General features: G+C 68.4%; 19 protein-coding genes, 1 tRNA gene and 1 riboswitch. Of the genes, 5 read left to right on the forward strand and 15 right to left on the reverse strand.

The window, feature by feature from the left end; translation table 11 throughout:
• The 10 genes from QZ847_RS01855 to QZ847_RS01900 all read right to left on the reverse strand — a co-directional run.
• On the reverse strand, positions 1–709 hold a 709-nt coding region (locus QZ847_RS01855), incomplete at its 3' end, for an ABC transporter permease (RefSeq protein ID WP_294352566.1).
• Complete coding sequence (locus QZ847_RS01860) at positions 709–1,449, reverse strand: ABC transporter ATP-binding protein (RefSeq protein WP_294352568.1); 741 nt, start codon at positions 1,447–1,449, stop codon at positions 709–711. The genes QZ847_RS01855 and QZ847_RS01860, both read right to left, overlap by 1 nt.
• A complete protein-coding gene (locus QZ847_RS01865) occupies positions 1,439–2,836 on the reverse strand; it encodes an efflux RND transporter periplasmic adaptor subunit (protein WP_294352570.1) in 1,398 nt (465 codons plus the stop codon). Before QZ847_RS01865 ends, QZ847_RS01860 begins: the two co-directional genes overlap by 11 nt.
• Complete coding sequence (locus QZ847_RS01870) at positions 2,836–4,332, reverse strand: efflux transporter outer membrane subunit (RefSeq protein WP_294352572.1); 1,497 nt, start codon at positions 4,330–4,332, stop codon at positions 2,836–2,838. Before QZ847_RS01870 ends, QZ847_RS01865 begins: the two co-directional genes overlap by 1 nt.
• 185 nt (positions 4,333–4,517) lie before the next feature.
• Entirely contained in the window at positions 4,518–5,147 is a 630-nt protein-coding gene (locus QZ847_RS01875; protein WP_294352574.1) for a nucleotidyltransferase family protein, read from the reverse strand.
• Positions 5,144–6,115, reverse strand: a complete 972-nt coding sequence (locus QZ847_RS01880) for an XdhC family protein (RefSeq protein WP_294352576.1) — start codon at positions 6,113–6,115, stop codon at positions 5,144–5,146. Before QZ847_RS01880 ends, QZ847_RS01875 begins: the two co-directional genes overlap by 4 nt.
• 20 nt (positions 6,116–6,135) lie before the next feature.
• Positions 6,136–8,340, reverse strand: a complete 2,205-nt coding sequence (locus QZ847_RS01885; RefSeq protein ID WP_294352577.1) for a xanthine dehydrogenase family protein molybdopterin-binding subunit — start codon at positions 8,338–8,340, stop codon at positions 6,136–6,138.
• Positions 8,341–8,422: 82 nt separating this feature from the next.
• Positions 8,423–10,678 carry a xanthine dehydrogenase family protein molybdopterin-binding subunit gene (locus QZ847_RS01890; protein ID WP_294352579.1) on the reverse strand — a complete coding sequence of 752 codons (2,256 nt, stop codon included), beginning with the start codon at positions 10,676–10,678 and terminating at the stop codon, positions 8,423–8,425.
• Positions 10,675–11,640, reverse strand: a complete 966-nt coding sequence (locus QZ847_RS01895; RefSeq protein ID WP_294352581.1) for a xanthine dehydrogenase family protein subunit M — start codon at positions 11,638–11,640, stop codon at positions 10,675–10,677. Before QZ847_RS01895 ends, QZ847_RS01890 begins: the two co-directional genes overlap by 4 nt.
• Positions 11,637–12,200 (reverse strand): 2Fe-2S iron-sulfur cluster-binding protein, encoded by a 564-nt coding sequence (locus QZ847_RS01900; RefSeq protein WP_294352583.1) that lies wholly within the window; start codon positions 12,198–12,200, stop codon positions 11,637–11,639. Before QZ847_RS01900 ends, QZ847_RS01895 begins: the two co-directional genes overlap by 4 nt.
• A 118-nt stretch (positions 12,201–12,318) precedes the next feature.
• On the opposite strand from QZ847_RS01900, the gene QZ847_RS01905 reads away from it, so the two are divergent.
• Both QZ847_RS01905 and QZ847_RS01910 read left to right on the forward strand, forming a co-directional pair.
• Positions 12,319–13,317, forward strand: a complete 999-nt coding sequence (locus QZ847_RS01905) for a glycerophosphodiester phosphodiesterase (protein WP_294352684.1) — start codon at positions 12,319–12,321, stop codon at positions 13,315–13,317.
• The gene (locus tag QZ847_RS01910) at positions 13,317–13,601 is read left to right on the forward strand and encodes a hypothetical protein (protein ID WP_294352585.1); all 285 of its coding nucleotides are present in this window, start codon (positions 13,317–13,319) and stop codon (positions 13,599–13,601) included. The genes QZ847_RS01905 and QZ847_RS01910 overlap by 1 nt, the downstream gene beginning before the upstream one ends.
• A gap of 50 nt (positions 13,602–13,651) precedes the next feature.
• Here the strand turns inward: QZ847_RS01910 and QZ847_RS01915 are convergent, their stop codons facing one another.
• Together QZ847_RS01915 and QZ847_RS01920 are read right to left on the reverse strand one after the other, a co-directional pair.
• Entirely contained in the window at positions 13,652–14,038 is a 387-nt protein-coding gene (locus QZ847_RS01915; RefSeq protein ID WP_294352587.1) for a hypothetical protein, read from the reverse strand.
• Between the two features lie 22 nt (positions 14,039–14,060).
• Positions 14,061–15,608, reverse strand: coding sequence for a L,D-transpeptidase family protein (locus QZ847_RS01920; protein ID WP_294352588.1), 1,548 nt, complete (start codon positions 15,606–15,608; stop codon positions 14,061–14,063).
• Positions 15,609–15,892: 284 nt separating this feature from the next.
• On the opposite strand from QZ847_RS01920, the gene QZ847_RS01925 reads away from it, so the two are divergent.
• Positions 15,893–15,966: transfer RNA gene (locus QZ847_RS01925), tRNA-Gly, on the forward strand.
• Positions 15,967–15,989: 23 nt separating this feature from the next.
• Here the strand turns inward: QZ847_RS01925 and QZ847_RS01930 are convergent.
• A complete protein-coding gene (locus QZ847_RS01930) occupies positions 15,990–16,367 on the reverse strand; it encodes a hypothetical protein (RefSeq protein ID WP_294352590.1) in 378 nt (125 codons plus the stop codon).
• Between the two features lie 105 nt (positions 16,368–16,472).
• On the opposite strand from QZ847_RS01930, the gene QZ847_RS01935 reads away from it, so the two are divergent.
• Positions 16,473–17,240, forward strand: coding sequence for an SDR family oxidoreductase (locus tag QZ847_RS01935; protein ID WP_294352593.1), 768 nt, complete (start codon positions 16,473–16,475; stop codon positions 17,238–17,240).
• Complete coding sequence (locus QZ847_RS01940) at positions 17,237–18,187, forward strand: glycosidase (protein WP_294352595.1); 951 nt, start codon at positions 17,237–17,239, stop codon at positions 18,185–18,187. The genes QZ847_RS01935 and QZ847_RS01940 overlap by 4 nt, the downstream gene beginning before the upstream one ends.
• Before the next feature lie 4 nt (positions 18,188–18,191).
• Here QZ847_RS01940 and QZ847_RS01945 read toward each other — a convergent pair whose 3' ends face one another.
• Together QZ847_RS01945 and QZ847_RS01950 are read right to left on the reverse strand one after the other, a co-directional pair.
• Entirely contained in the window at positions 18,192–18,899 is a 708-nt protein-coding gene (locus tag QZ847_RS01945; RefSeq protein WP_294352596.1) for a CbtA family protein, read from the reverse strand.
• A 16-nt stretch (positions 18,900–18,915) separates the two neighbouring features.
• Entirely contained in the window at positions 18,916–19,146 is a 231-nt protein-coding gene (locus QZ847_RS01950) for a CbtB-domain containing protein (protein WP_294352598.1), read from the reverse strand.
• Positions 19,147–19,200: 54 nt separating this feature from the next.
• Positions 19,201–19,271: riboswitch (cobalamin riboswitch) on the reverse strand.
• Between the last annotated feature and the right edge of the window lie 19 nt (positions 19,272–19,290).

Here is a 19,290-nt window from a genome sequence, read left to right on the forward strand (position 1 = left end):
CCTGCACGGTCGCGGTCGAATAGGCCTGATCGACGCCGACCAGCATCAGGCGGATGTCGCGCGTGCCGGTGAAGCGGCGCTGCACCGTCTTGATCGGCATGATGACGACATCGTCCTGATCGCCGCCGAACCCCGCCTGTCCGCGCGTCGACAGTACGCCGATCACGTCGCAGCTGACGTTGCCGATGCGAAAGCGCTGCCCGACCGCGTCGCCGGTCCTGAACAGATTTTGTTTGACGGTATTGCCGATGATGCACACCGCCTTGCCCGCGGATTCCTCCTGGCGCGTCCACATCCGGCCGGCGGCGAGCGGCCACGGCTGTACCTGGAAATAGGCCGCGGTGGTCCCGTTGATCGTCGTCGACCAGTTCGCGCCGTCGTAGATCGCAGTCGCGGTCGATTGCGCTTGCGGCGCGACCGCGGAGACGCCCGCGATCTGGTTGGCGATCGCACTCACGTCTTCGGGCTTGAAGTCGGGCGGGCGCGGACCACCGCCGCCGCGGCCGAAGCCTTGGCCCGGACGCACCTGCAGGATGTTGGTGCCGAGCGAGGAGATATTCTGCTGCACCTGCGCGGTAGTCGCCTTGCCGAGCGTCACCATCGTGACCACCGCGGCGACGCCGATAATGATGCCGAGCGTCGTCAGGAACGAGCGCAGCAGGTGCCGCCGGATCGAGCGCAGTGCGAGAACAAAGGTAGTGCCGAGCATCAGGCCTCCACCGCCTCGCCTTGGTGGTGATTGCGCTCGATGCGTTCCACCAGCCCGTCCTTGAAGTGGATCACCGTGCGCGCGAACGCCGCCATGTCGGGTTCGTGCGTCACCATCAGCACGGTGATGCCGCCGCGATTGAGGTCGGTGAGCAATTCCATGATCTCGACCGAGCGTTCGGAATCAAGGTTGCCGGTCGGCTCGTCGGCGAGCAGCACGTCTGGCTGCGTCACGATCGCGCGCGCGATCGCGACGCGCTGCTGCTGCCCGCCCGATAGTTCGGCCGGCGTGTGGTCCCACCAGCGGTCGAGTCCGACCTTTTCCAGCGCCGCCATCGACAGGTCGCGCCGCGCCTTCTTCTCGTCGCCGCGGTAAAGGAGCGGCAACTCGACATTCTCGAGCGCAGTCGTGCGGCTGAGCAGGTTGAAGCCCTGAAACACGAAACCAAGGTACCGCCGCCGGAGCAGTGCGCGCTGATCGCGGTCGAGTGTCTCGACATGGTGGCCGCGGAACAGGAAGGTGCCGCCCGATGGCACGTCGAGGCAGCCGAGGATGTTCATCGTCGTCGACTTGCCCGATCCCGACGGCCCCATGACCGCGATGAAGTCGCCGGCCGCGATGTCAAGGTCGACGCCCTTCAATGCCTGAAACGCGGTGCCGCCCTCGCCGTAGCTCTTGGTGACACCACGCAACTGGATCAGCGGCGCGGTGTCAGGTGAAGGCACGGCGTTACTGGCCACCACCGCCACCCCCGCGCCGGCCCCCACCGCCGCCGCCACGACGCGATCCGCCGCCGCTGCCCCCATCACCGCCGCCCGCGAGCTGCCCGGTGATGACCTGCATGCCGGGCTTGAGCGGACCCGACAGCACCTCGGTCATCGTGCCGTTGGTGTCACCGGTCGTGACCTGGATCGGCTTGGGTTGGCCGTTCTCGCCCTTGACGTAGAGCGTCTGCGTCGCGCCGCGGCCGACCGTCGCGGTTCGCTCCGGCCGGTCACGACTACGCCGGAAGGTGAGCGAGCCCGCGATGCCGCCGTCGTCCTTCGCACCCGCCGCCTGCGGCTTGAAGCGGAAGGCGGCGTTGGGAACGAGCAAGGCATTGCCCTTGTCCGAGGTGATGATGTCGGCGGTCGCGGTCATGCCGGGGCGCAGTTCGAGCGACGGGTTCTCCACCGTCAGATCGGCGGCATAGGAGACGACTTGTCCGGTCGCGCTGCCGGTCGAGGCGGTCGACGACGAGGACGAGGCGGACGCGTTGCTGACCGTCAGGTTGGAGCCGAGATCGACACGCGTGATCGTCGCGGGGAAGGTCTTGCCCGGGAAAGCATCGACGGTGAAGCTCGCCTTCTGCCCGACCTTGACCGAGCCGACGTCAGCCTCGTCGATCGCGACCTCCAGCTTCATCTTGCTCAGATCCTCCGCAATCACGAACAGCGTCGGCGTGTTGAACGAGGCGGCGACGGTCTGGCCGGGATCGACCTGCCGCGCGAGCACGACGCCCTTGACGGGCGAGCGGATGATCGCGCGCGCGCGCTGCGTCTGGCTCTGCGCCAGCGTCGCCTGCGCCGCGGTGACGTTCGCCTGCGCGACCTTCAGCGCCGCGACCGCGCGCTGGTAATCGGCGCGACCGGTCTGGAGTTCTGTCGCCGACGGCACGCGACCGTTCGACAGCCGGTACACTTCCTCCAGCCGCGCGCGCTGTGCCTGCGATTCCGCGACCGTCGCCTGCGCCTGACGCACCTGCGCCTGATTGGCGGCGATCTGCGCCTGCTGCTGGCGGATCTGATCCTCGATCTGCTCAGGGTCGATGAGCGCGAGCGGCTGCCCGGCGCTGACGCGATCGTTGACGTCGACCACGACCTTGGTGACCAGACCCGACAGCTGCGAGCCGACCGTCACCTGGTTGGTCGGGGCGAGCTTGCCCGTCGCTGACACGCTGACGGTCAGATTGCCGCGCTCAACCGGCGCGGTAGCGTAATCGGCTGCCTTCGCCGATCCGAAGACCAGCCGCTGGACGAGGAGAGCGAGCAGCACGACGCCGAGCGCGACCAAGCCCCATTTCAGCCACTTGCGCCATTTCGGCTGCGGCTTCTGCCCCAGGAATTCGTCGAGGTTCTGGTCGGCCATCAGCGGGTCTCTCGGGTGGTCGCGGGCTGCTGGATTGCGGGATCGGATGCGGTCGGGGTCACGTCGGGGTTCCAGCCGCCGCCGAGTGCGCCGAACAGCTGGATCAACGCGGTCGCCTGGTCGGCGCGCGCCTGCGCCTCGCTGTTGCGCGCCGACAGCAGGCTCGCCTCCTGTTGCGACAGCGTGGTGAAATCGGTCAGCCCGCTACGATATTGCGTGCGCGACAGCAGCGCGGCGTTGCTGGCGGCATCGAATTGCACGGTGAACTCGCGCGCGCGGCGCTGCGCGGTGTCGAGCGCCACAACCGCATTCTCTACATCCTCCAGCGCGACCAGCACGCTGCCCTTGTAGGCGGCGAGCGCGGCATCGGCGGCGGCCTCGTTGCTCCTAACCTGCGCGGACAGGCGCCCGCCGTTGAAGATCGCCTGCGTCAGCCCGGCGAACAACCCGCCGGTGATCGTGCCGAGCAGCCCGCCGACATTGCCCGCGTTGGTGTTGATGTTGCCGCTGATTGCGAGCGCGGGATAGAGTGCGGCCTTGGCGACGCCGATCTGCGCGGTTGCGGCGGCGAGTGTGCGCTCGGCCGCGCGCACGTCGGGACGCTGGCGCAGCACGTCGGCGGGGATGCCGGCACCGACGACGCGCGGGCCGGTCGGGATCGGACGCGGGGTGCCGAGCAGCGGCTTCACCGCGCCCGGCGCCTGCGCAGTCAGTACACCGAGGCGTGAAACGGCGGCGTTATACTGCTGCTCCAACGCCGGGATCGTCGCGGCGGTGGCTGCGCGCTGACTACGTGCCTGCTCCTGATCCAGGCTGGAGACGAGGCCGGCCTGGACGCGGAAGCCCGCGATCTCGAGATTGTCGTCCTGCAGCGCGAGGCTGGCGCGCGCGTTGGCGAGTTGCGCCTGATAGAGCCGCGCGAGCACGTAGTTGCGCGCGACCTCCTGCTGCACCGACAACAGCGTCGTCGCATAGTCGAAACCGGATGCCTCGTATTGCGCGCGCGTTGCCTCAACGGTGCGGCGCACCTCGCCGAACAGCCCGAGCTGATATTGCGCGTCGAGCCCGAGCGAGAAGTTGGAACCGCCGCCACCGCCGACGTTCTGGACGGTGCCGTCGGGCAGCGTCACCGACTGCCCGCCGCCGCGAAACGTCTCCGACCGGCTGTACCCGCCCGACCCGTTCAGCGTGGGCAGCAGATTGGCGCGGCTCTGCACCAGCGACTCGCGCGCCTGCCGCAGCCGCGCGAGGCCTTGCGCCACATCGGTGTTGGCGGCGCTCGCCTGCTCGACCAGCTGGCCGAGCACGGGATCGTCGAAGCGTGTCCACCAGTGCGTCAGGTCTTCGCGCGTCGGGGCCGCAGTGACCGAATAACGATCGGGCACGCCCAGTTCGGCGGCCGAGCGCGGGGCGTAATCGGGCCCCACCGTGCAACCGGCCAGCGCGACGGGAAGGGCAGCGAGCCCGGAGAGGAGCGAGAGGCGCAAACGCGTCATGGTGATGGAGATGGACAACACACCGCGCGGCGTCCAGCGCTTTTATGTCGCGAAGTGTCGCAGCCGGTGCGAGCGTGCCACGCTGGCGCGCGGTGCGAAGCACGCACCGGCTCGGCCGGCAGCACGCCAGTGCTGTTCGACGACGCGGAATTCACTTCCGCGTCGCGCCGCGCCGTCAGTGCGCCTCAGCCCCCGTGCAGTCGCGTGCCGGGCAGCGTCAGCGCCTCGGGCGCATGGACGAGTTCGCGCAGGCGCTCCAGTTCCTCCACCGTGTCGACGTCGATCAGTTCGGCCGCGTTGGTGACGACGTGGCGTCCGGCGCGGATCAGGTCGCGCGCGCCCTGGTCGCCGCTCAGCGCGAGCAAGGTGTCGAAGTGCGCGCGCGCGAACAGTGCGGGCGGCTTGGGCGAGACACCGTCGCTAGAGGCGACCACCGCGTCACTCGCATCCGCGGCGTCGAGCAGGCGGTGGATGTGCGCGGCGGTGACGCGCGGCATGTCGGCGAGCGCCAGCAGCACCGCGCGTGCTCCATGCTCCTGCGCGCAAGCCACGCCCAATCGCACCGACGAGGCCATGTCGCCGACCGGATCGTCGTTGCTCACCACCTGAAAACCGTGCGGTGCGAAGTCGATCGTGCAACGCGGCGAGGTGATCGCAACACGGTGCTGGAACGGCACGGCTTCGAGCGCGACCGCGACGTGGAGGCCGAGCGGGCGAGCGAGAAAGGGCTCGTTCAGCTTGCTGCCGACATCGCCGAAGCGCGCCGACTTGCCCGCGGCGAGCAGGACGAGGACGGTGTCCTCCGCCGCAATCACGCGAGCACGGCTTCGGCGGCGCGATCCGTCGCGGTGTCCGCCGCAGTAGTGGGCAGGTGGAACGCGCGCACCATCGCGGCGGCGATCGACAGCGCGATCTCCGCCGGACCGATCGCGCCGATGTCGACGCCGACAGGTCCGTCGATGCGATCGATCTGCGTTTCGTTCAGTCCTGCCGCCGCCATCCGTTCACGACGCGCGGCGTGGCTCTTGCGGCTGCCGAGCGCGCCGACATAGGCGGCGTTGGTCTTGAGCGCGGCGATCAGCGCGGGATCGTCGATCTTGGTGTCGTGGCTGAGCGTCACCACCGCGGTCGCCGGACCGGGGCGATACGCCTCGACCGCCTCGTCGGGCCAGCGATCGTCGAGCGTGACGTTCGGGAAGCGCTCCTCGGTCAGGAAACGCCCGCGCGGATCGATCACCACCACCTCGATCCCGAGTGTCGCGGCGAGCGCGGCGAGGCTCTGTGCGATCTGCACCGCGCCGACGATCAGCAACCGGCGTGGCGGCGCGTAGCGGTTGGCGAATACCTCACCCGTCTCGACCGGACGCAGGTCGCTGTGCCCGGTTGCGAGGTCGGTCGTGACGGTCACGCCCTGTCCATGATCGCGCGCCTCAGCGATACGGTCGAACAATTCGGGGTCGAACCCTTCGGCGGAGACGGGCTGGACCATGACGCTGATCTGCCCGCCGCACGGCAGTCCGACCTCCCACGCGCTGTCGTCGGCGACGCCGTAGGTCTTCACCTGGAACGGCGCGCCCGCGATCACCTGCGCCGCGGTGTCGAGAATGTCGCCCTCGACGCAGCCACCCGACACCGATCCCTCGAACCGCCCATCGGCGTGGACCAGCATGTGGCTGCCCTTCGGACGCGGTGCGGAGCCCCAGGTTGAGACCACGGTGGCGAGCGCGAGTGGCTCACCCTTCCAGGCGGCGGCGGCGGCGAGGACGGAGTCGTTATCGGCCATGTTCGGTTCTCGTATGAGGCTCAGACCGGCGGCAGGCCGGCGAGCAGGGTGTCGAGCGTCGCGGGCACGTTTCGCACGCGCACGCCGGTCGCATTGTGGATCGCGTTGATGACCGCCGCACCCGCGCCCGAGATGCCGAGCTCGCCGACACCCTTTGCGCCGACCTGGTTGGCGGCGTCGTCAATCTCTTCGATGAAATGGACGTCGATCTGCGGCACGTCGGCGTTCACCGCGACGTGATACTCGCTGAAGTCGGGATTGACGAAGCGGCCGCTGCGCGTGTCGATCACCGCCGCCTCGCCCAGCGCGTAGCTGACGCCCCACACCATGCCGCCGACGATCTGGTTCGCCGCCGTCTTGTGGTTGAGCACGCGGCCGACGTCGAACACACCGAGCATACGGCGCACTCGGACCTCGCCGGTGACTGCGTTGACCGCGACCTCGCAGAAATGCGCGCCATGGCTCGCCTGGCTGGTGCGCTTGGACTGCTCACCCGGTGACGACTTGCCGCGCCCTTCGATCGGCTCACCGCGCGCGAGGTCGGCGAGCGGTACCTCGCGCCCAGCCGCCGCAACGCAGCCGTCGCGCAGGACCAGCTCTTCGGGCGCGGCGTTCATCCTGAGCGCCAGCTCGGCGAGCACGTCCTCGCACGCCAGCACCACCGCCGCGCACGCGCTGCCCGCGCCGAACGACCCGCCCGAGCCCGCGCTTTTGGGGTAATTGGTGTCACCGATGCGTACGTCGACCTGGGAGGCATCGACGCCCAGTACCTCGCCAGCGGTCTGCGCCAGGATGGTGTAGGTGCCCGTCCCGATATCGGTCATGTCGGTCTCGACCGTGACGCGCCCGTTCGGCTCCAGCCGCACGTTGGCCGCGGCGGTGACGGTGAAATTACCGCGCAGCGCCGCCGCCATGCCGATGCCGATCAGCCACTCGCCCTCCTGCGTGGTGCCGGGATCGGGCACGCGCTTGGGCCAGCCGAAGCGGCGCGCACCCTCGGCGTAGCAGTCGAGCAGGCGGCGGGTAGAGAAGGGCTTGGACGAGGTCGGGTCGTACGCCGGCTCGTTGCGGCGGCGCAGCTCGATGGGATCGAGCCCGAGCTGTTCGGCGAGTTCGTCCATCGCGCATTCGATCGCAAAGGTGCCGATCGCCTCGCCCGGCGCGCGCACCGCGCCGGTCGGCGGCAGGTCGACCCGCGCCAGCGCCGTGCGAAACACGCGCGTGTCGCCGCTGTAGAGGGGGATCGACCCGAACGGGATCGGCTCCAGGAACGCGCTGTCGTCGTTCTGGTAGGCAACACCCTCGTGCGCGATCGCGCTGATGTGGCCCTCGTGGTCGCAGGCGATACGGATGCGCTGGCGAGTCTCGCTGCGGTGATGGACGAGATAGGCGGTGTCGCGCCGGGGCAGCGCGACCTTGACCGGACGGCCGAGCTTCTGCGCCGCGATTGCCGCCAGTACCACCTCCGCGCCGACTCCGGTCTTGCCGCCGAACCCGCCGCCGACGAACGGCGCGAGCACGCGCACATGATCCTCGGCGATCCCCAGCGCGGTCGCGATCGTGCTCTTGGCTGCGCCGATCACCTGATTGCTCGAACGAACGGTCAGTTGGTCGCCTTCCCACCAGGCGGTGGTGGCGTGCGGCTCCAGCGCGGCGGGGAAGTGCGCAGGGGTCGAGTAGGTCGCGTCGAAGGTGACGGGCGCGTCGCGCATCGCCGCGTCGAGGTCGCCCTTGGTAACGGGGGGGAGGAAGCCGATCTTGGGCGCGTCATCGACGGCTGCGACGGCGAAATCGTAGCGGCCTGCTTGCTCGTCAACCGTGACGCGCACCAGCGCGGCGGCCTCGCGCGCGATCGCCTGCGTCTCGGCAACGACCGCGGCGACGGGTTGGCCGACGTAAAAAATCCGCCGTGTTCCCTGCTGCGGCATGGCGCGCGAATTGCCTTCGCCCGCCATCATGCGCGGGTCGTCGTGGATCACTGCCAGCACGCCGGGCAGCGCTTCCGCCGCGGTGGTGTTGATTGACGCAATCTCACCTGCGCCGACAGGCGCACCGACGATCGCGAGGTAGGCGGTGCCTTCCGGCGCATCCTCGAACGCGTAGGCCGCGGTGCCGGTGACCTTCAATGGCCCTTCGATCCGCGGCAACGGGGTGCCGAGTAGCCCCTGCACCGCGCGCTTTAGCCCGCCCGGCCGCTCGGCCGTGTCGATCGCCTGTTCGGTCACCGTGGCACTCCCCGCTTGAACAGGTCCAATTTAGGAAGCGCCATGTGCCCGCGCCAGCCGCGGCTGGCGCGGTACGACCAGTTTACGCGTCGAACGGCAGTTGCTCGATGATCTTGTCGCAGGTGATCGGGAAATCGCGCACGCGCACGCCCGTTGCGTTGAAGATCGCGTTGGCCACCGCCGCGCCCGCGCCAGAGATGCCGAGCTCGCCGATCCCCTTGGCGTGGATCGGATTGACGTGCACATCGCGCTCTTCGAGGAAGTGTACCTCCAGGTGCGGCACGTCGGCGTGCGAGGGCACGTGATATTCCGCCATGTCGCGGTTGACGACCTTGCCGTTGCGCTCGTCGTGGATCATCTCCTCGGTCATCGCCGAGCCGATGCCGAAGGTCATGCCGCCCAGACACTGCGACCGTGCCGTCTTCTCGTTCAAAATGCGTCCGGCCGCGAACACGCCCAGCATCCGCTCGACACGCACTTCGCCGGTCACGACATTGACCTTCACCGCGCAGAAATGCGCGCCGTAGCCGGCCTGGTGAAACTTCTTCTCCTGCTTGCCCGGCTCGATCTGCCCGATCACGCCCATATTCTCGTCGATCAGGTCGGTGATCGCGACCGAGCGGTTGTCGCCGATCGCGCGCCCGTCCTTGAGTGTCATGTCGGCGACCGAGACACCCATCGCCTTGGCGAGCTTCTCGCGGATCTTCTCGCAGGCGAGATAGACCGACGATCCGGCTGAGCCCGCGCCCCACGATCCGCCCGACCCTGAAGAGGGTGGTGCCTTGCCGTCGCCCAAGTGGACAACGACCTTGTCGATCGGCAGGCCCAGCGTCTCGGCGGTGATCTGCGCCAGGATGGTGTAGGTGCCAGTGCCGATGTCGGTCATGTCGGTGTCGACGATCGCGCGACCATCGGTGGTGAGCGTCACTTTTGCCGCCGACTTCATCAGCTGGTTTGAGCGTACCGCGGAGGACACGCCCATGCCGTGCAGCCATTCGCCGCGGCGATCGGTGCCCGCCTTCTTGCGCTGCGACCAGCCGAACAGCTGCGCGCCCTTTTCCAGCGCCGGGATCAGGTTGCGGCTGGAGAAGGGAATCTGCTTTTCCGGCTCCTGCGCGGGTTCGTTGCGGCGGCGCAGCTCTATCGGATCGATCCCGAGCTCCTCGGCGAGCTCGTCGATCGCGCATTCGAGCCCCATCATGCCGACCGCCTCGCCCGGCGCGCGCATCGAACCAGCGGCGTTCAGGTTGAGCGGGACGAGGTCATGATTGATCTCACGGTTTTCGCCGCCGTAAAGGAAGTGCGTGCCGACCGCGACCGGCTCCCAATATCGCTCGTACGGCGTGTTGGTGACGAGCGAATTGTGGCTCAGCGCGTCGATCTTTCCGTTTGCGTCGGTGCCGAGCCGGATACGCTGCTCGGTATTCGAACGACGCACCGTCGCGTCATAGACCTGCTGCCGCGCGAGCACGATCTTGACCGGACGCCCGAGCTTCTTCGCCGCGACTGCCGCCGCGACGCTCTCGGGTGCGATGCCCAGCTTGGAGCCGAAACCGCCGCCGACGAAGCGCGCGATGATTCGCACCTTGTCCGCCGAGACGCCGAGTGCCTTGGCGAGCTGCTGCTGGTCGCTCGCCACCATCTGATACGCGCCGTGGAGGATCAGCGTGCCGTCGCGCCATTCCGCGATCGAAGCATGCGGCTCCATCGCGGTCGAGTTCTGGCTCGGCGTCGTATAGGTGACGTCGATCTGGACCGGCGCGGCGTTGAACGCCTTGTCGAAATTGCCTTGGCTACTGTGGCCGGGGATCTGGTCTTCTTTCGGCTCCTTGCCCTGATCCTTGTGCGCGGCGAAGACGTAATTGGCTTCCTTGGCCTCATGCTCAATGCGGACCGCGGCGGCGCCGTCACGCGCGGCCTCGAACGTTTCCGCGACGACGACCGCGACCGGCTCGCCGAAATAATGCACCTCCTGCACACCTTGCGGCGGCGCATCGGTCGCACCGCCCTGTCCGGGGCTGCGGATGAAGGTGTCGTAGTCGGTGATGACGTCGATCACGCCGGGCAGCGCGCGCGCGGCGCTGTCGTCGATCCTGGTGATCTTGCCCGCGCCGAAGGTCGCCCGCACCAGTACGCCGTAGCTCAGCCGCTCGGCCGGATATTCCGCCGCATAGGGCGCGCGGCCGGTTACCTTCAACGGCCCCTCGACACGGTTGATCGGCTTACCGATCACATCCTGCGCGCCGTGGTCGAGGAAGCTGTCGGGACGTGGCTCGTCCATCACCAGCGCGTTGGTTTCCGCGTCGTCGGAGCCGAACAATTTGCCGAGAATGCTCATGCGGTCAAATCCCTGAGGGTCGCGATCAGCGTGCGCCGTGCGAGCGGTATCTTGAAATCGTTGGAGCCGTAGCCTTTGGCATCGGTGAGCAGCGCGTCGGCCGCGGCCTCGAACGCCTCGGTCGACGGCGCCTTGCCGACGATCGCGGCCTCGACCGCGGGGTTGCGCCACGGCATCGGCCCGAGCCCGCCGAACGCGAGCGCGGCGGAGGTGACGACGCCGTCCTTCACCTCGACCACCCCGGCGACCGAGACGAGCGCGAAGGCGTAGGAGGCGCGATCGCGCACCTTGCGATACACCTGCTTACCCGCGGGCGGGGCGGGCAGTTCGACGTGGGTGATGAGTTCACCTGCCTCCAGCACGGTCTCGATCTGCGGCGTGTCACCGGGCAGGCGGTAGAAGTCGTGGATCGAGATGCGGCGCTTATCGCCGTCAGCCTTTTGCGTGACGATCGTCGCGTCGAGCGCGCGCATCGCCACCGCCATATCGCTCGGATGCGTCGCGATGCACTGCTCGCTGGTGCCGAGCACGGCGAGGATGCGGTTGAACCCGCCGATCGCGTCGCAGCCAGAACCGGGCGTGCGCTTGTTGCAGCGCGAGGCGGTGTCGTAGAAATAATAGCAGCGCGTCCGCTGGAGCAGATTGCCCCCGGTTGACGCCTTGTTGCGCAATTGCCCCGACGCGCCCGCCAGCAGCGCGCGACTGAGCACCTCGTACTTCTCGACCACGCGGCGGTCGGCGGCGAGATCGCTGTTCGGGACGAGGGCACCGATCGTCAGCCCGCCGTCATCGCGCTCCTCGATCGCGTTCAGGTCGAGCCGGCTGATATCGACCAGCCGCTCGGGCGTCTCCACCTGCAGCTTCATTAGGTCAAGCAGGTTGGTTCCACCCGCGATGAAGCGGCCGTTCGCGTGCGTCGCCGCCTCGATCGTGTCGGCGCGCTGGTAATCGAAGGTCTTCATGCCGACACCTTCTCTTGTGCGGGTTGCTCGGCGGCCGGGCGCGGCGCGGGCTTGATCGCCTGCTCACCCGACTGGCCCGCGACCTCGCGGATCGCATCGACGATGTTCGGATAAGCGGCGCAGCGGCAGATGTTGCCGCTCATCCGCTCGCTGATCTCCGCATCGGTGAGCGAGACCTGATCGAGGTCACCGGTGACGTGGCTGGCCCAGCCCTTCTTCACCTCGTCGAGCATGCCGACTGCGGAGCAGATTTGCCCGGGCGTGCAATACCCACACTGATAGCCGTCGTGCGACACGAACGCCGCCTGCATTGGGTGGAGGTCCTCGACTGTGCCCAGACCCTCGATGGTCACGATCTCGTCATTCTGATGCATTACCGCGAGCGAGAGGCAGGCGTTGATCCGGCGACCGTTGACCAGCATCGTGCACGCGCCGCACTGACCGTGGTCGCAGCCCTTCTTGCTGCCGGTCAGTCCCAGATGCTCGCGACACAGGTCGAGGAGCGAGGTGCGGACGTCAACATCCGCTTCGTAGGTTTTCTGATTAATGGTGAAGCGCATGGTCCGCCTTTTCGCTGTTCGCTCCATAACGAGCGTTATGCACTTCATATCCCTGCGAATCATTCTCACCGCCGCGGCGCTGCTGGCGCCCACGTTCGCGAACGGGCAGGATGGGCGTATGCCTGCGACTCCTGCCAGCCCGCGCCTGTCCTCGCCGCCGCTCGTCATCGCGCACCGCGGTGCCAGCGGCGAGCGGCCCGAGCACACGCTGGCGAGCTATAAGCTGGCAATCGAGCAAGGCGCCGACGTGATCGAACCCGATCTGGTGCCGACCAAGGACGACGTGCTGGTTGCCCGGCACGAGAACGAGATCTCCGAGACGACCGACGTCGCCGACCATCCCGAGTTCGCCGCGCGACGCGCGACCAAAACGATCGACGGCCAGACGCTGACCGGCTGGTTCACCGAGGATTTCACGCTCGCCGAATTAAAGACGCTGCGCGCGAGGGAGCGATTGCCAAAGCTGCGCCCCGGCAACATCGCGTGGAACGAGCAGGAGACGATCCCGACGCTCGCCGAGATCATCGCGCTAGCGAAGGCCCACGATGTCGCGATCTATCCCGAGACCAAGCACCCGAGCTATTTCGCGCGGATCGACCATCCGACCGACAAACTGCTGGTCGACCATTTACATGCCGCGGGGTGGGACAGCGCTCAGGCGCCCGTGTTCATCCAGTCGTTCGAGGTCGACAATCTGAAGCGGCTGGCGAAAATGACGCGTATCCGCCTGATCCAGCTCGTCGCCGCGAGCGGCGCGCCCGCCGACGCTGCCGGGCCCAGCTACGCCGCGATGATGACGCCGGCGGGGCTGCGCGAGGTCTCGCAATACGCCTGGGGGATCGGGCCCGACAAGGCGATGTTGTGGCAGGGCGATGCGCCGACCCCGCTCGTCGCCGACGCCCACGCCGCGGGCTTGCGCGTTCACCCGTGGACCTATCGCGCCGAGAACGCCTTCGTCCGTGCGCGCTTTCTTGTCGGTGACGCCCCGTCCGCGCACGGCGACCTGTCGGGTGAGATCGCGGCCGCGCTGGGGCAGGGCGTTGACGGGTTCTTCACCGACTTTCCTGCTATCGGGGTCGCGACGCGCGACGCGTACGTCGCCGGGGAGAAGAAGTGATGCGTGCAATCGTGCTGGCACTCGCGGCGGTGCCGCTGCTCGCGACCGGCGGGTGCGTGAAGACGGCGTGGAACGTCGCGACGCTGCCGGTGCGTGCGGTCGGCAAGGGCGTCGACCTCGCCACCACCAGCCCGCGTGAGCGCGACGAGAAATACGTCCGCCAACAGCGCAAGCAGGCCGAGCGCGAGGAGCGCGAGCGGCGCGACCATGAGCGCGACTGCCGCAAGAAGCGCGGCGATTGCCCGCCCTACAACGGTTACGTCGCGGGGCAGCGCGACCGTTAACGCAGGCAGTCGCCGACCGCGCCTGTTTGGGCGTGGTCGGCGGACCAGCTTTACTCGCCGGTGTAGTTGCCGTCGGTCGCGGGCTCGTCCGCGCTCGGCTGGTCGCGCGTCGGCGCGGCCGCGGTATCGCGCGACTGCCCGCGCGTGCTGCGCGCCGTCATCCCGGTCGCGAAGGCGTCGTCGTTCATCTGCTCGTCGACGCTCCGCTCGGCAGGTGGCGGCAATGCCTCAGCGGTCGCGTTCAGGTCGGTCGCGGGCAGTGCCTCGGGCGTCGCGCTCTCCGTCGGCACGGGAACCGGCTCCGGCTCGGACTGGTAATTGTCCGAAATCTCATTGTCGGGCAGCGGCGCCTGCTCGTCCGCCGAGCGCGAGCAGCCGGCGAGCGAGAGCATCAGGACGCCGGCGAGCGCGGCGGCGGTTTTCGTCTTCTTCAACATTCTGTCCGTTCCCTTTTGCCGGTTACAGCGACGCGAGCGTCTGCTTCGCCTGCCGCGCCTCGACCTTGCTCGCCAGATCGCTGTCCCAATTGTACGGATCGTCGCGGAAACCGACCTGACCCGACGGACTGGCGAAGGCGGTCCAGTAGAGCAGGTAGACCGCGACCGGCTGCGCCATCTGTGCGCGCACCGTCTTGCCGGCGGCGACCGTGGCATCGATCGCCTCGGGCTGCCACTGCGGCGTGGTCTTCATCAGCAGCTTGGCGAGCGCCTCAGGCTTCTCCAGCCGGACACAGCCGTGACTGGCGAGCCGGTCGAAGCGCGAGAAGCCGGCCTGCGCGGGCGTGTCGTGCAGGTAGACCGCGAAGTCATTGGGGAAGTCGAACTTGTAGCGGCCGAGCGCGCTCTTCTCCGACGATTGCTGCAACCGCTTGCCGCCGCCGCCGGTGTCGATCACGCGGAAACCGTTGCGCTTCAGGTAACCCGGATTGGCGCGCTCCTTCGGCCACAATTCCTTGTCAGCGATCGATGACGGCACGTTCCACGGCGGGTTGATCACGACCGAGTGGATCGAGGAAACAAGCATCGGCGTCTCGTTGCCCGGCCGCCCGGTCACCGCCTTCATCGACATGACCGGCGCGTCGCCGTCGAACACGGTCAGCACCGCCGCGGCGACGTTCACCTGAACGCGGTTCTGCTCCAATTGCGCGGGCAGCCAGCGCCAGCGCTCCATGTTCGCCGAAATCTGCCGCATCCGCGCCGCGACCGGGACGTTCAGCGCCGCCAGCGTCTGCGCGCCGACGTCGCCCGCGGGGTTGAGGCCGTAGCGACGCTGCGCGCGGCGCACGGCGGCGAGCAGGTCGGCGTCGAACTTGTCGCCGCTCGCCGAGACCTGAGGATCCTCCGCCGCGAGCCGCTTGCGCAGTGTGGCGACCGCGGGCCCCGAGCGCCCGTACTTCAACTCGGCCGCGGCCGGGACAATGCCCCAACCGCCATCGGCCGCGATCTGGCGATAGCGCGTCAGCCCGGCGACCAGTGCATCGTAGCCGGCATAAGGCGGCGGCAGCGAGGCGACCCAGGCGGCGAGCCGATCGCGCTCCACCGCATCGACGAAGCCGGGCAGCGGATCATAGGCCTGCGGGCGGATGCCCCAGTCGCGCTCGAAGTCGCTCGCGTCGAGCCGTCCGGCGTGCACCGCGCGCGCGTGGTCGAGCGCGGCGCGGACCAGCGCGTCACCGGTCTTGTCGCTCAGGTCGCGCGGGCTGCCCTGGCGCAGGCCCTGGCGCACCTCGTCCTGCGCGATCAGCTTGGCCAACTCGCGCGTCTGGGTATCGGACAGGCGCGGCAGCGGCTGCGCGATCATGCGTGCGGCGGGCGACGTTGCCGCAGGAGCCGGCGTTGCGGTTGCGGGCGGCGCGGCCGGCGGGATGATCTGCGCCGAGGCATGGCTCGCCACCAGCGCCAGCACCGCGCTGCTCGCGCCACCGACCACGCGCAGCAGCGCCGCGCCTCGCCCGGCACGTGCGCGCTTGCTGCCCATCTCACCTTCGAACGCGTTCAGCGTCTGCATCACCTTCTATCCTCAACTCGCGGCCGTGCCGCGCCATAGCGTGCGCATCATGCGCCACGATGAACGCCGACGAAATACGCGAACACCGCATTGGATGCACGGACGCAAACAACGCTTCGTCGCAGCCGTGCACTCAGTTCAACGATGGCCGATCAGCTAAGTGTCTATTCCGACCTGAAATTCTGTGCGTAAGCTGATGATGCGTCGTAAGCAACGTCCTGCTTGCACGCGCGCGGGTTCTCGAATAATCCGCATGCCGCAAGACCGCGCAGGAAATGCGCCGGGCGGGTATAGCACAATGGTAGTGCAGCAGCCTTCCAAGCTGAATACACGGGTTCGATTCCCGTTACCCGCTCCACTCCCATCGTCGTATGACGCGCGCTACGGCGCGGATTTCGAGGTCGCTTGCGGCTTGGGCAGCGCCTTGGGCGCGGCGTCGGCCAGGTCCGATACGCTCGATTTCGCCTCCAGCGCCTGAACACGCTGCGTCAGCAGGTCGAGGTCAATCTTCTCCGGCGTGACTTCCAGCGCGCCGACCCTTTTCTCCAGATCCTCGACGCGGCGCGTCAGCGTGTCGCGCGTCACGCGGTCCTCGACCGCCGCGATGTCGTTCTTCATCGCCGCGACATCGTTCGCCGCCGGATTGCTCGGCACCTCCTGCGTCGCGGTGCCCGGCTGCCCGCACGAGGCGAGCAGCAGCGAGAGGACGAGGGCACTTGCCGGGTGCTGCGTTCGTGAAGGCGGCGAGGGGTTGGTCATGGCGTACCGATAAGGCAGCCGCAATCGTTGCGCCACCGTCGTCCGCACGCGTGCAGCCGATCGGGGTTGCCGTGAGTTAAGCGGGCAACATCAGCGGAGGATAATATGGCGGCGCGGACGATTGTCGTGACGGGAGCGGAATCAGGTATCGGCGCCGCCTGTGCCGAGGCGTTCGGCGCTGGCGGCGACCGCGTCTGCGTGATCTATCATTCGGATGCGGCCGCGGCGGAGAAGACGGTCGCGGCGGTCACCGCACGCGGTGGCGAGGCGATCGCGGTGCAGGCCGATGTCGCGGACGAACAATCGATCGAGGCCGCCTTTGCCGCGGTGGAGGCGAAATGGGGCGCGGCCGACGTGCTGGTCAACTCCGCCGGGCTAAATATGAGTGGCGTCACCGTGCGCGACATGACGCTGGCGCAGTGGCAGCGCTTGCTGAACACTGACCTGACCGGCGCGTTCATCGTCTCGCGCCGCTTCCTGTCGGGGCGTGGTGAGGCGAAGGCGGATGCCTCGATCATCCACATCTCCTCGATCCACGCCTACGCCGTGCGCGCGGGTGGGGCGGATTATTGCTCGGCGAAGGGCGGGCTCTCGAACCTGGTCGAGACGCTGGCGATCGAGGAAGCGCCGCGCGGCATCCGCGTCAACGCGATCGAGCCGGGCATGATCCTGACGCCGATGAATGCGCGGGCGCAGGCCGATCCGGTCTATCGCCGCACGCTGGAGCAGAACATTCCGATGGGACGCGCGGGCGATCCGGCGGAGGTCGCCGACCTCGCGGTGTTCCTTGCCTCTGACAAGGCGCGCTACATCACCGGCGCGCGAATCGTCATCGATGGCGGGCTGTCGCTGATGCAGGCGCTGGGCGCATGAGCGATGCGTCTGTCGCTGATCCGCACCGCAAGGACGCGGTCGCGCCCGCCGACATCGCGCTCGACTTCAACGTGAAACGGATCGAAGTCGTGCAGGTCGACGGCCCGCCCGCGTTGATGGCGCGTGACCTGATGAGCCCGTACGTCTGGCAGGAGCCGGACGGCCGCTTCGGCATGATGGTGCGCGCGGTCTGCCGCCCGGGCGAGGTGATGACCGACACGGGCCAGATCTGGAGCGGGTGGAGCGACGACGGCGTCCGCTTCACAATGCTGCCCGAACCGTCGATCGTGCCCGGTCCCGACGCGCACGACGCGGGCGGGGTCGAGGACCCTACGGTCGTTCGCACCGACGACGGCTATCTGGTTTACTACTCGGGCGTGCTCGCCGACCACGCGCACGGCGAATTATCCTACGCCAGCGGGCCGTCGCTCGACCGGCTGACCAAGAGCGGCGTCGCGCTCGCCTCGTCGAAGTCGGAAGGGAACACCAAGGAAGCCACCGTCAACCGGACCAAGGACGGGCGCTGGCGGCTGTTCTACGAATATGCCGCGGACGAGGCATCGCGGGTCGGGCTGGCGGTCGGCACCGATGCAGCGGGGCCGTGGGACGAGCAGCCGACCCCGTTCATGCCGCGCGAGAACAGCTGGGATGACTGGCATCTGTCGACCGGCCCGCTGCTGATCGACGATCCCGATGTGCCGGTGATGTTCTACAACGGCGCTACACGCGACGCGCGCTGGCGGATCGGCTGGATCGCGTTCGACGCCGACCTGACCCGCATCGTCGCGCGCGGGATCGAGCCGCTCATCACCCCGCCGCCGGTCGACGATCGCACGGCGACCGACATCGCTTTTGCGGCCTCGGTCGTGGTCGATGGCGATGCGATCTGGCTCTATTACTCGCTCGAGGATCGCCGGCTGTCGCGCGCGCTGATCCGCCGCAGCTGATCGCTCAGGCGGAGGATGCCAACTCGCGCTCCGCCGCGCGGCCGAACAGGTCGGCGGTGGCGAGCCAGAACACCGCTTGCGTGCCGATCGAGGCGAGGCGGAACTGCCACAACAGGCTGGCGGGGAAGTCCGCCGGCACCTCGTCGATCACCGGCAGCAGCATCTGCCCGATCGCGACGACCCCGACGAACACGCCAGCTGCGATCAGCAGGCGATCGACGCCGGCGAACTTGTGTGCACGCCGGGCCGTCCACCCCGCCGCGACCGCCGCCAGTACCGACAGCGCCAGCATCGCGAAATAGGCCGCGGTACGGATGCGCACGGTCTCGTGCAGCCCGACAGCGGGCGGCGTCGGCGGATATTTGATCGCGGGCACCAGTACCACGACGACGAAGGCGGCGAGTGCCAGCAGCAGCGACAGCGCGCGCGGGCTCAGGCGTGATACGCGGCCGTGAAGCGCGGCGAACAGGATCGCGAACAATCCGCCCAGCGCCGTGCCGTACAGGCCCATCGCAGTGAACAGCCCCCACGTCTTCTGCGTCGCGCGCGACACGAGCTCGGGCTCCGCCGCCATGCCGGGCATGACATGGCGCGCCTCGAGCGCGATCGCGGCGTCGATCTGCGGCTCGGCGAATAGTAGCGCAAAGGTGGCGGCGATGAACGCACCGACGAGTCCGGCGAGCAACCCTCGCCAGAGCAACGACCTGGTCATGACGGCGTCCGCCGGATCAGTGGCAGGGGAAGCCGAGCAGGTGACGCCCGTCATGGACGTATTCATGGACGTACATGCCGTCGAACAGCGCGAAGGCGCCCTGTTCGGTGCTGACGAAGTACAACAGGATCAGTGCGACGACGAATGCGAATACCGCCCAGGGCGCGATGTCGGCGAGCGGGATCGGCCGCACGACGGGAGCAGCAGCGGCGAAGGGGCCGGGATGGGTGGCGGTGCGGGTCGTCATCGTGTCGCTCCTGTCCGGGTGAACGCGCCCGGCGTGGGTGAAGGTGCCGGGCGGGGTCTGGCTTCCGGTCGGGCAAGCCCGCCGATCACAGTGGCGCGACCGCGCCGGTTTCGCACCGGCTTCCCGCCCGGCTCCGGTCCGATC

Origin of the sequence: uncultured Sphingomonas sp. (assembly GCF_913778135.1) — a bacterium.
GTDB lineage: Bacteria > Pseudomonadota > Alphaproteobacteria > Sphingomonadales > Sphingomonadaceae > Sphingomonas.

What these genes read in the sequence shown, in the direction of transcription:
- QZ847_RS01865 (WP_294352570.1), bottom strand. Translation starts at nt 2,836, where the DNA reads ATGGCCGACCAGAACCTCGACGAATTCCTGGGGCAGAAGCCGCAGCCG.
- QZ847_RS01870 (WP_294352572.1), bottom strand. Translation starts at nt 4,332, where the DNA reads ATGACGCGTTTGCGCCTCTCGCTCCTCTCCGGGCTCGCTGCCCTTCCC.
- QZ847_RS01880 (WP_294352576.1), bottom strand. Translation starts at nt 6,115, where the DNA reads ATGGCCGATAACGACTCCGTCCTCGCCGCCGCCGCCGCCTGGAAGGGT.
- QZ847_RS01890 (WP_294352579.1), bottom strand. Translation starts at nt 10,678, where the DNA reads ATGAGCATTCTCGGCAAATTGTTCGGCTCCGACGACGCGGAAACCAAC.
- QZ847_RS01895 (WP_294352581.1), bottom strand. Translation starts at nt 11,640, where the DNA reads ATGAAGACCTTCGATTACCAGCGCGCCGACACGATCGAGGCGGCGACG.
- QZ847_RS01900 (WP_294352583.1), bottom strand. Translation starts at nt 12,200, where the DNA reads ATGCGCTTCACCATTAATCAGAAAACCTACGAAGCGGATGTTGACGTC.
- QZ847_RS01905 (WP_294352684.1), top strand. Translation starts at nt 12,319, where the DNA reads ATGCCTGCGACTCCTGCCAGCCCGCGCCTGTCCTCGCCGCCGCTCGTC.
- QZ847_RS01910 (WP_294352585.1), top strand. Translation starts at nt 13,317, where the DNA reads ATGCGTGCAATCGTGCTGGCACTCGCGGCGGTGCCGCTGCTCGCGACC.
- QZ847_RS01915 (WP_294352587.1), bottom strand. Translation starts at nt 14,038, where the DNA reads ATGTTGAAGAAGACGAAAACCGCCGCCGCGCTCGCCGGCGTCCTGATG.
- QZ847_RS01920 (WP_294352588.1), bottom strand. Translation starts at nt 15,608, where the DNA reads ATGCAGACGCTGAACGCGTTCGAAGGTGAGATGGGCAGCAAGCGCGCA.
- QZ847_RS01930 (WP_294352590.1), bottom strand. Translation starts at nt 16,367, where the DNA reads ATGACCAACCCCTCGCCGCCTTCACGAACGCAGCACCCGGCAAGTGCC.
- QZ847_RS01935 (WP_294352593.1), top strand. Translation starts at nt 16,473, where the DNA reads ATGGCGGCGCGGACGATTGTCGTGACGGGAGCGGAATCAGGTATCGGC.
- QZ847_RS01940 (WP_294352595.1), top strand. Translation starts at nt 17,237, where the DNA reads ATGAGCGATGCGTCTGTCGCTGATCCGCACCGCAAGGACGCGGTCGCG.
- QZ847_RS01945 (WP_294352596.1), bottom strand. Translation starts at nt 18,899, where the DNA reads ATGACCAGGTCGTTGCTCTGGCGAGGGTTGCTCGCCGGACTCGTCGGT.
- QZ847_RS01950 (WP_294352598.1), bottom strand. Translation starts at nt 19,146, where the DNA reads ATGACGACCCGCACCGCCACCCATCCCGGCCCCTTCGCCGCTGCTGCT.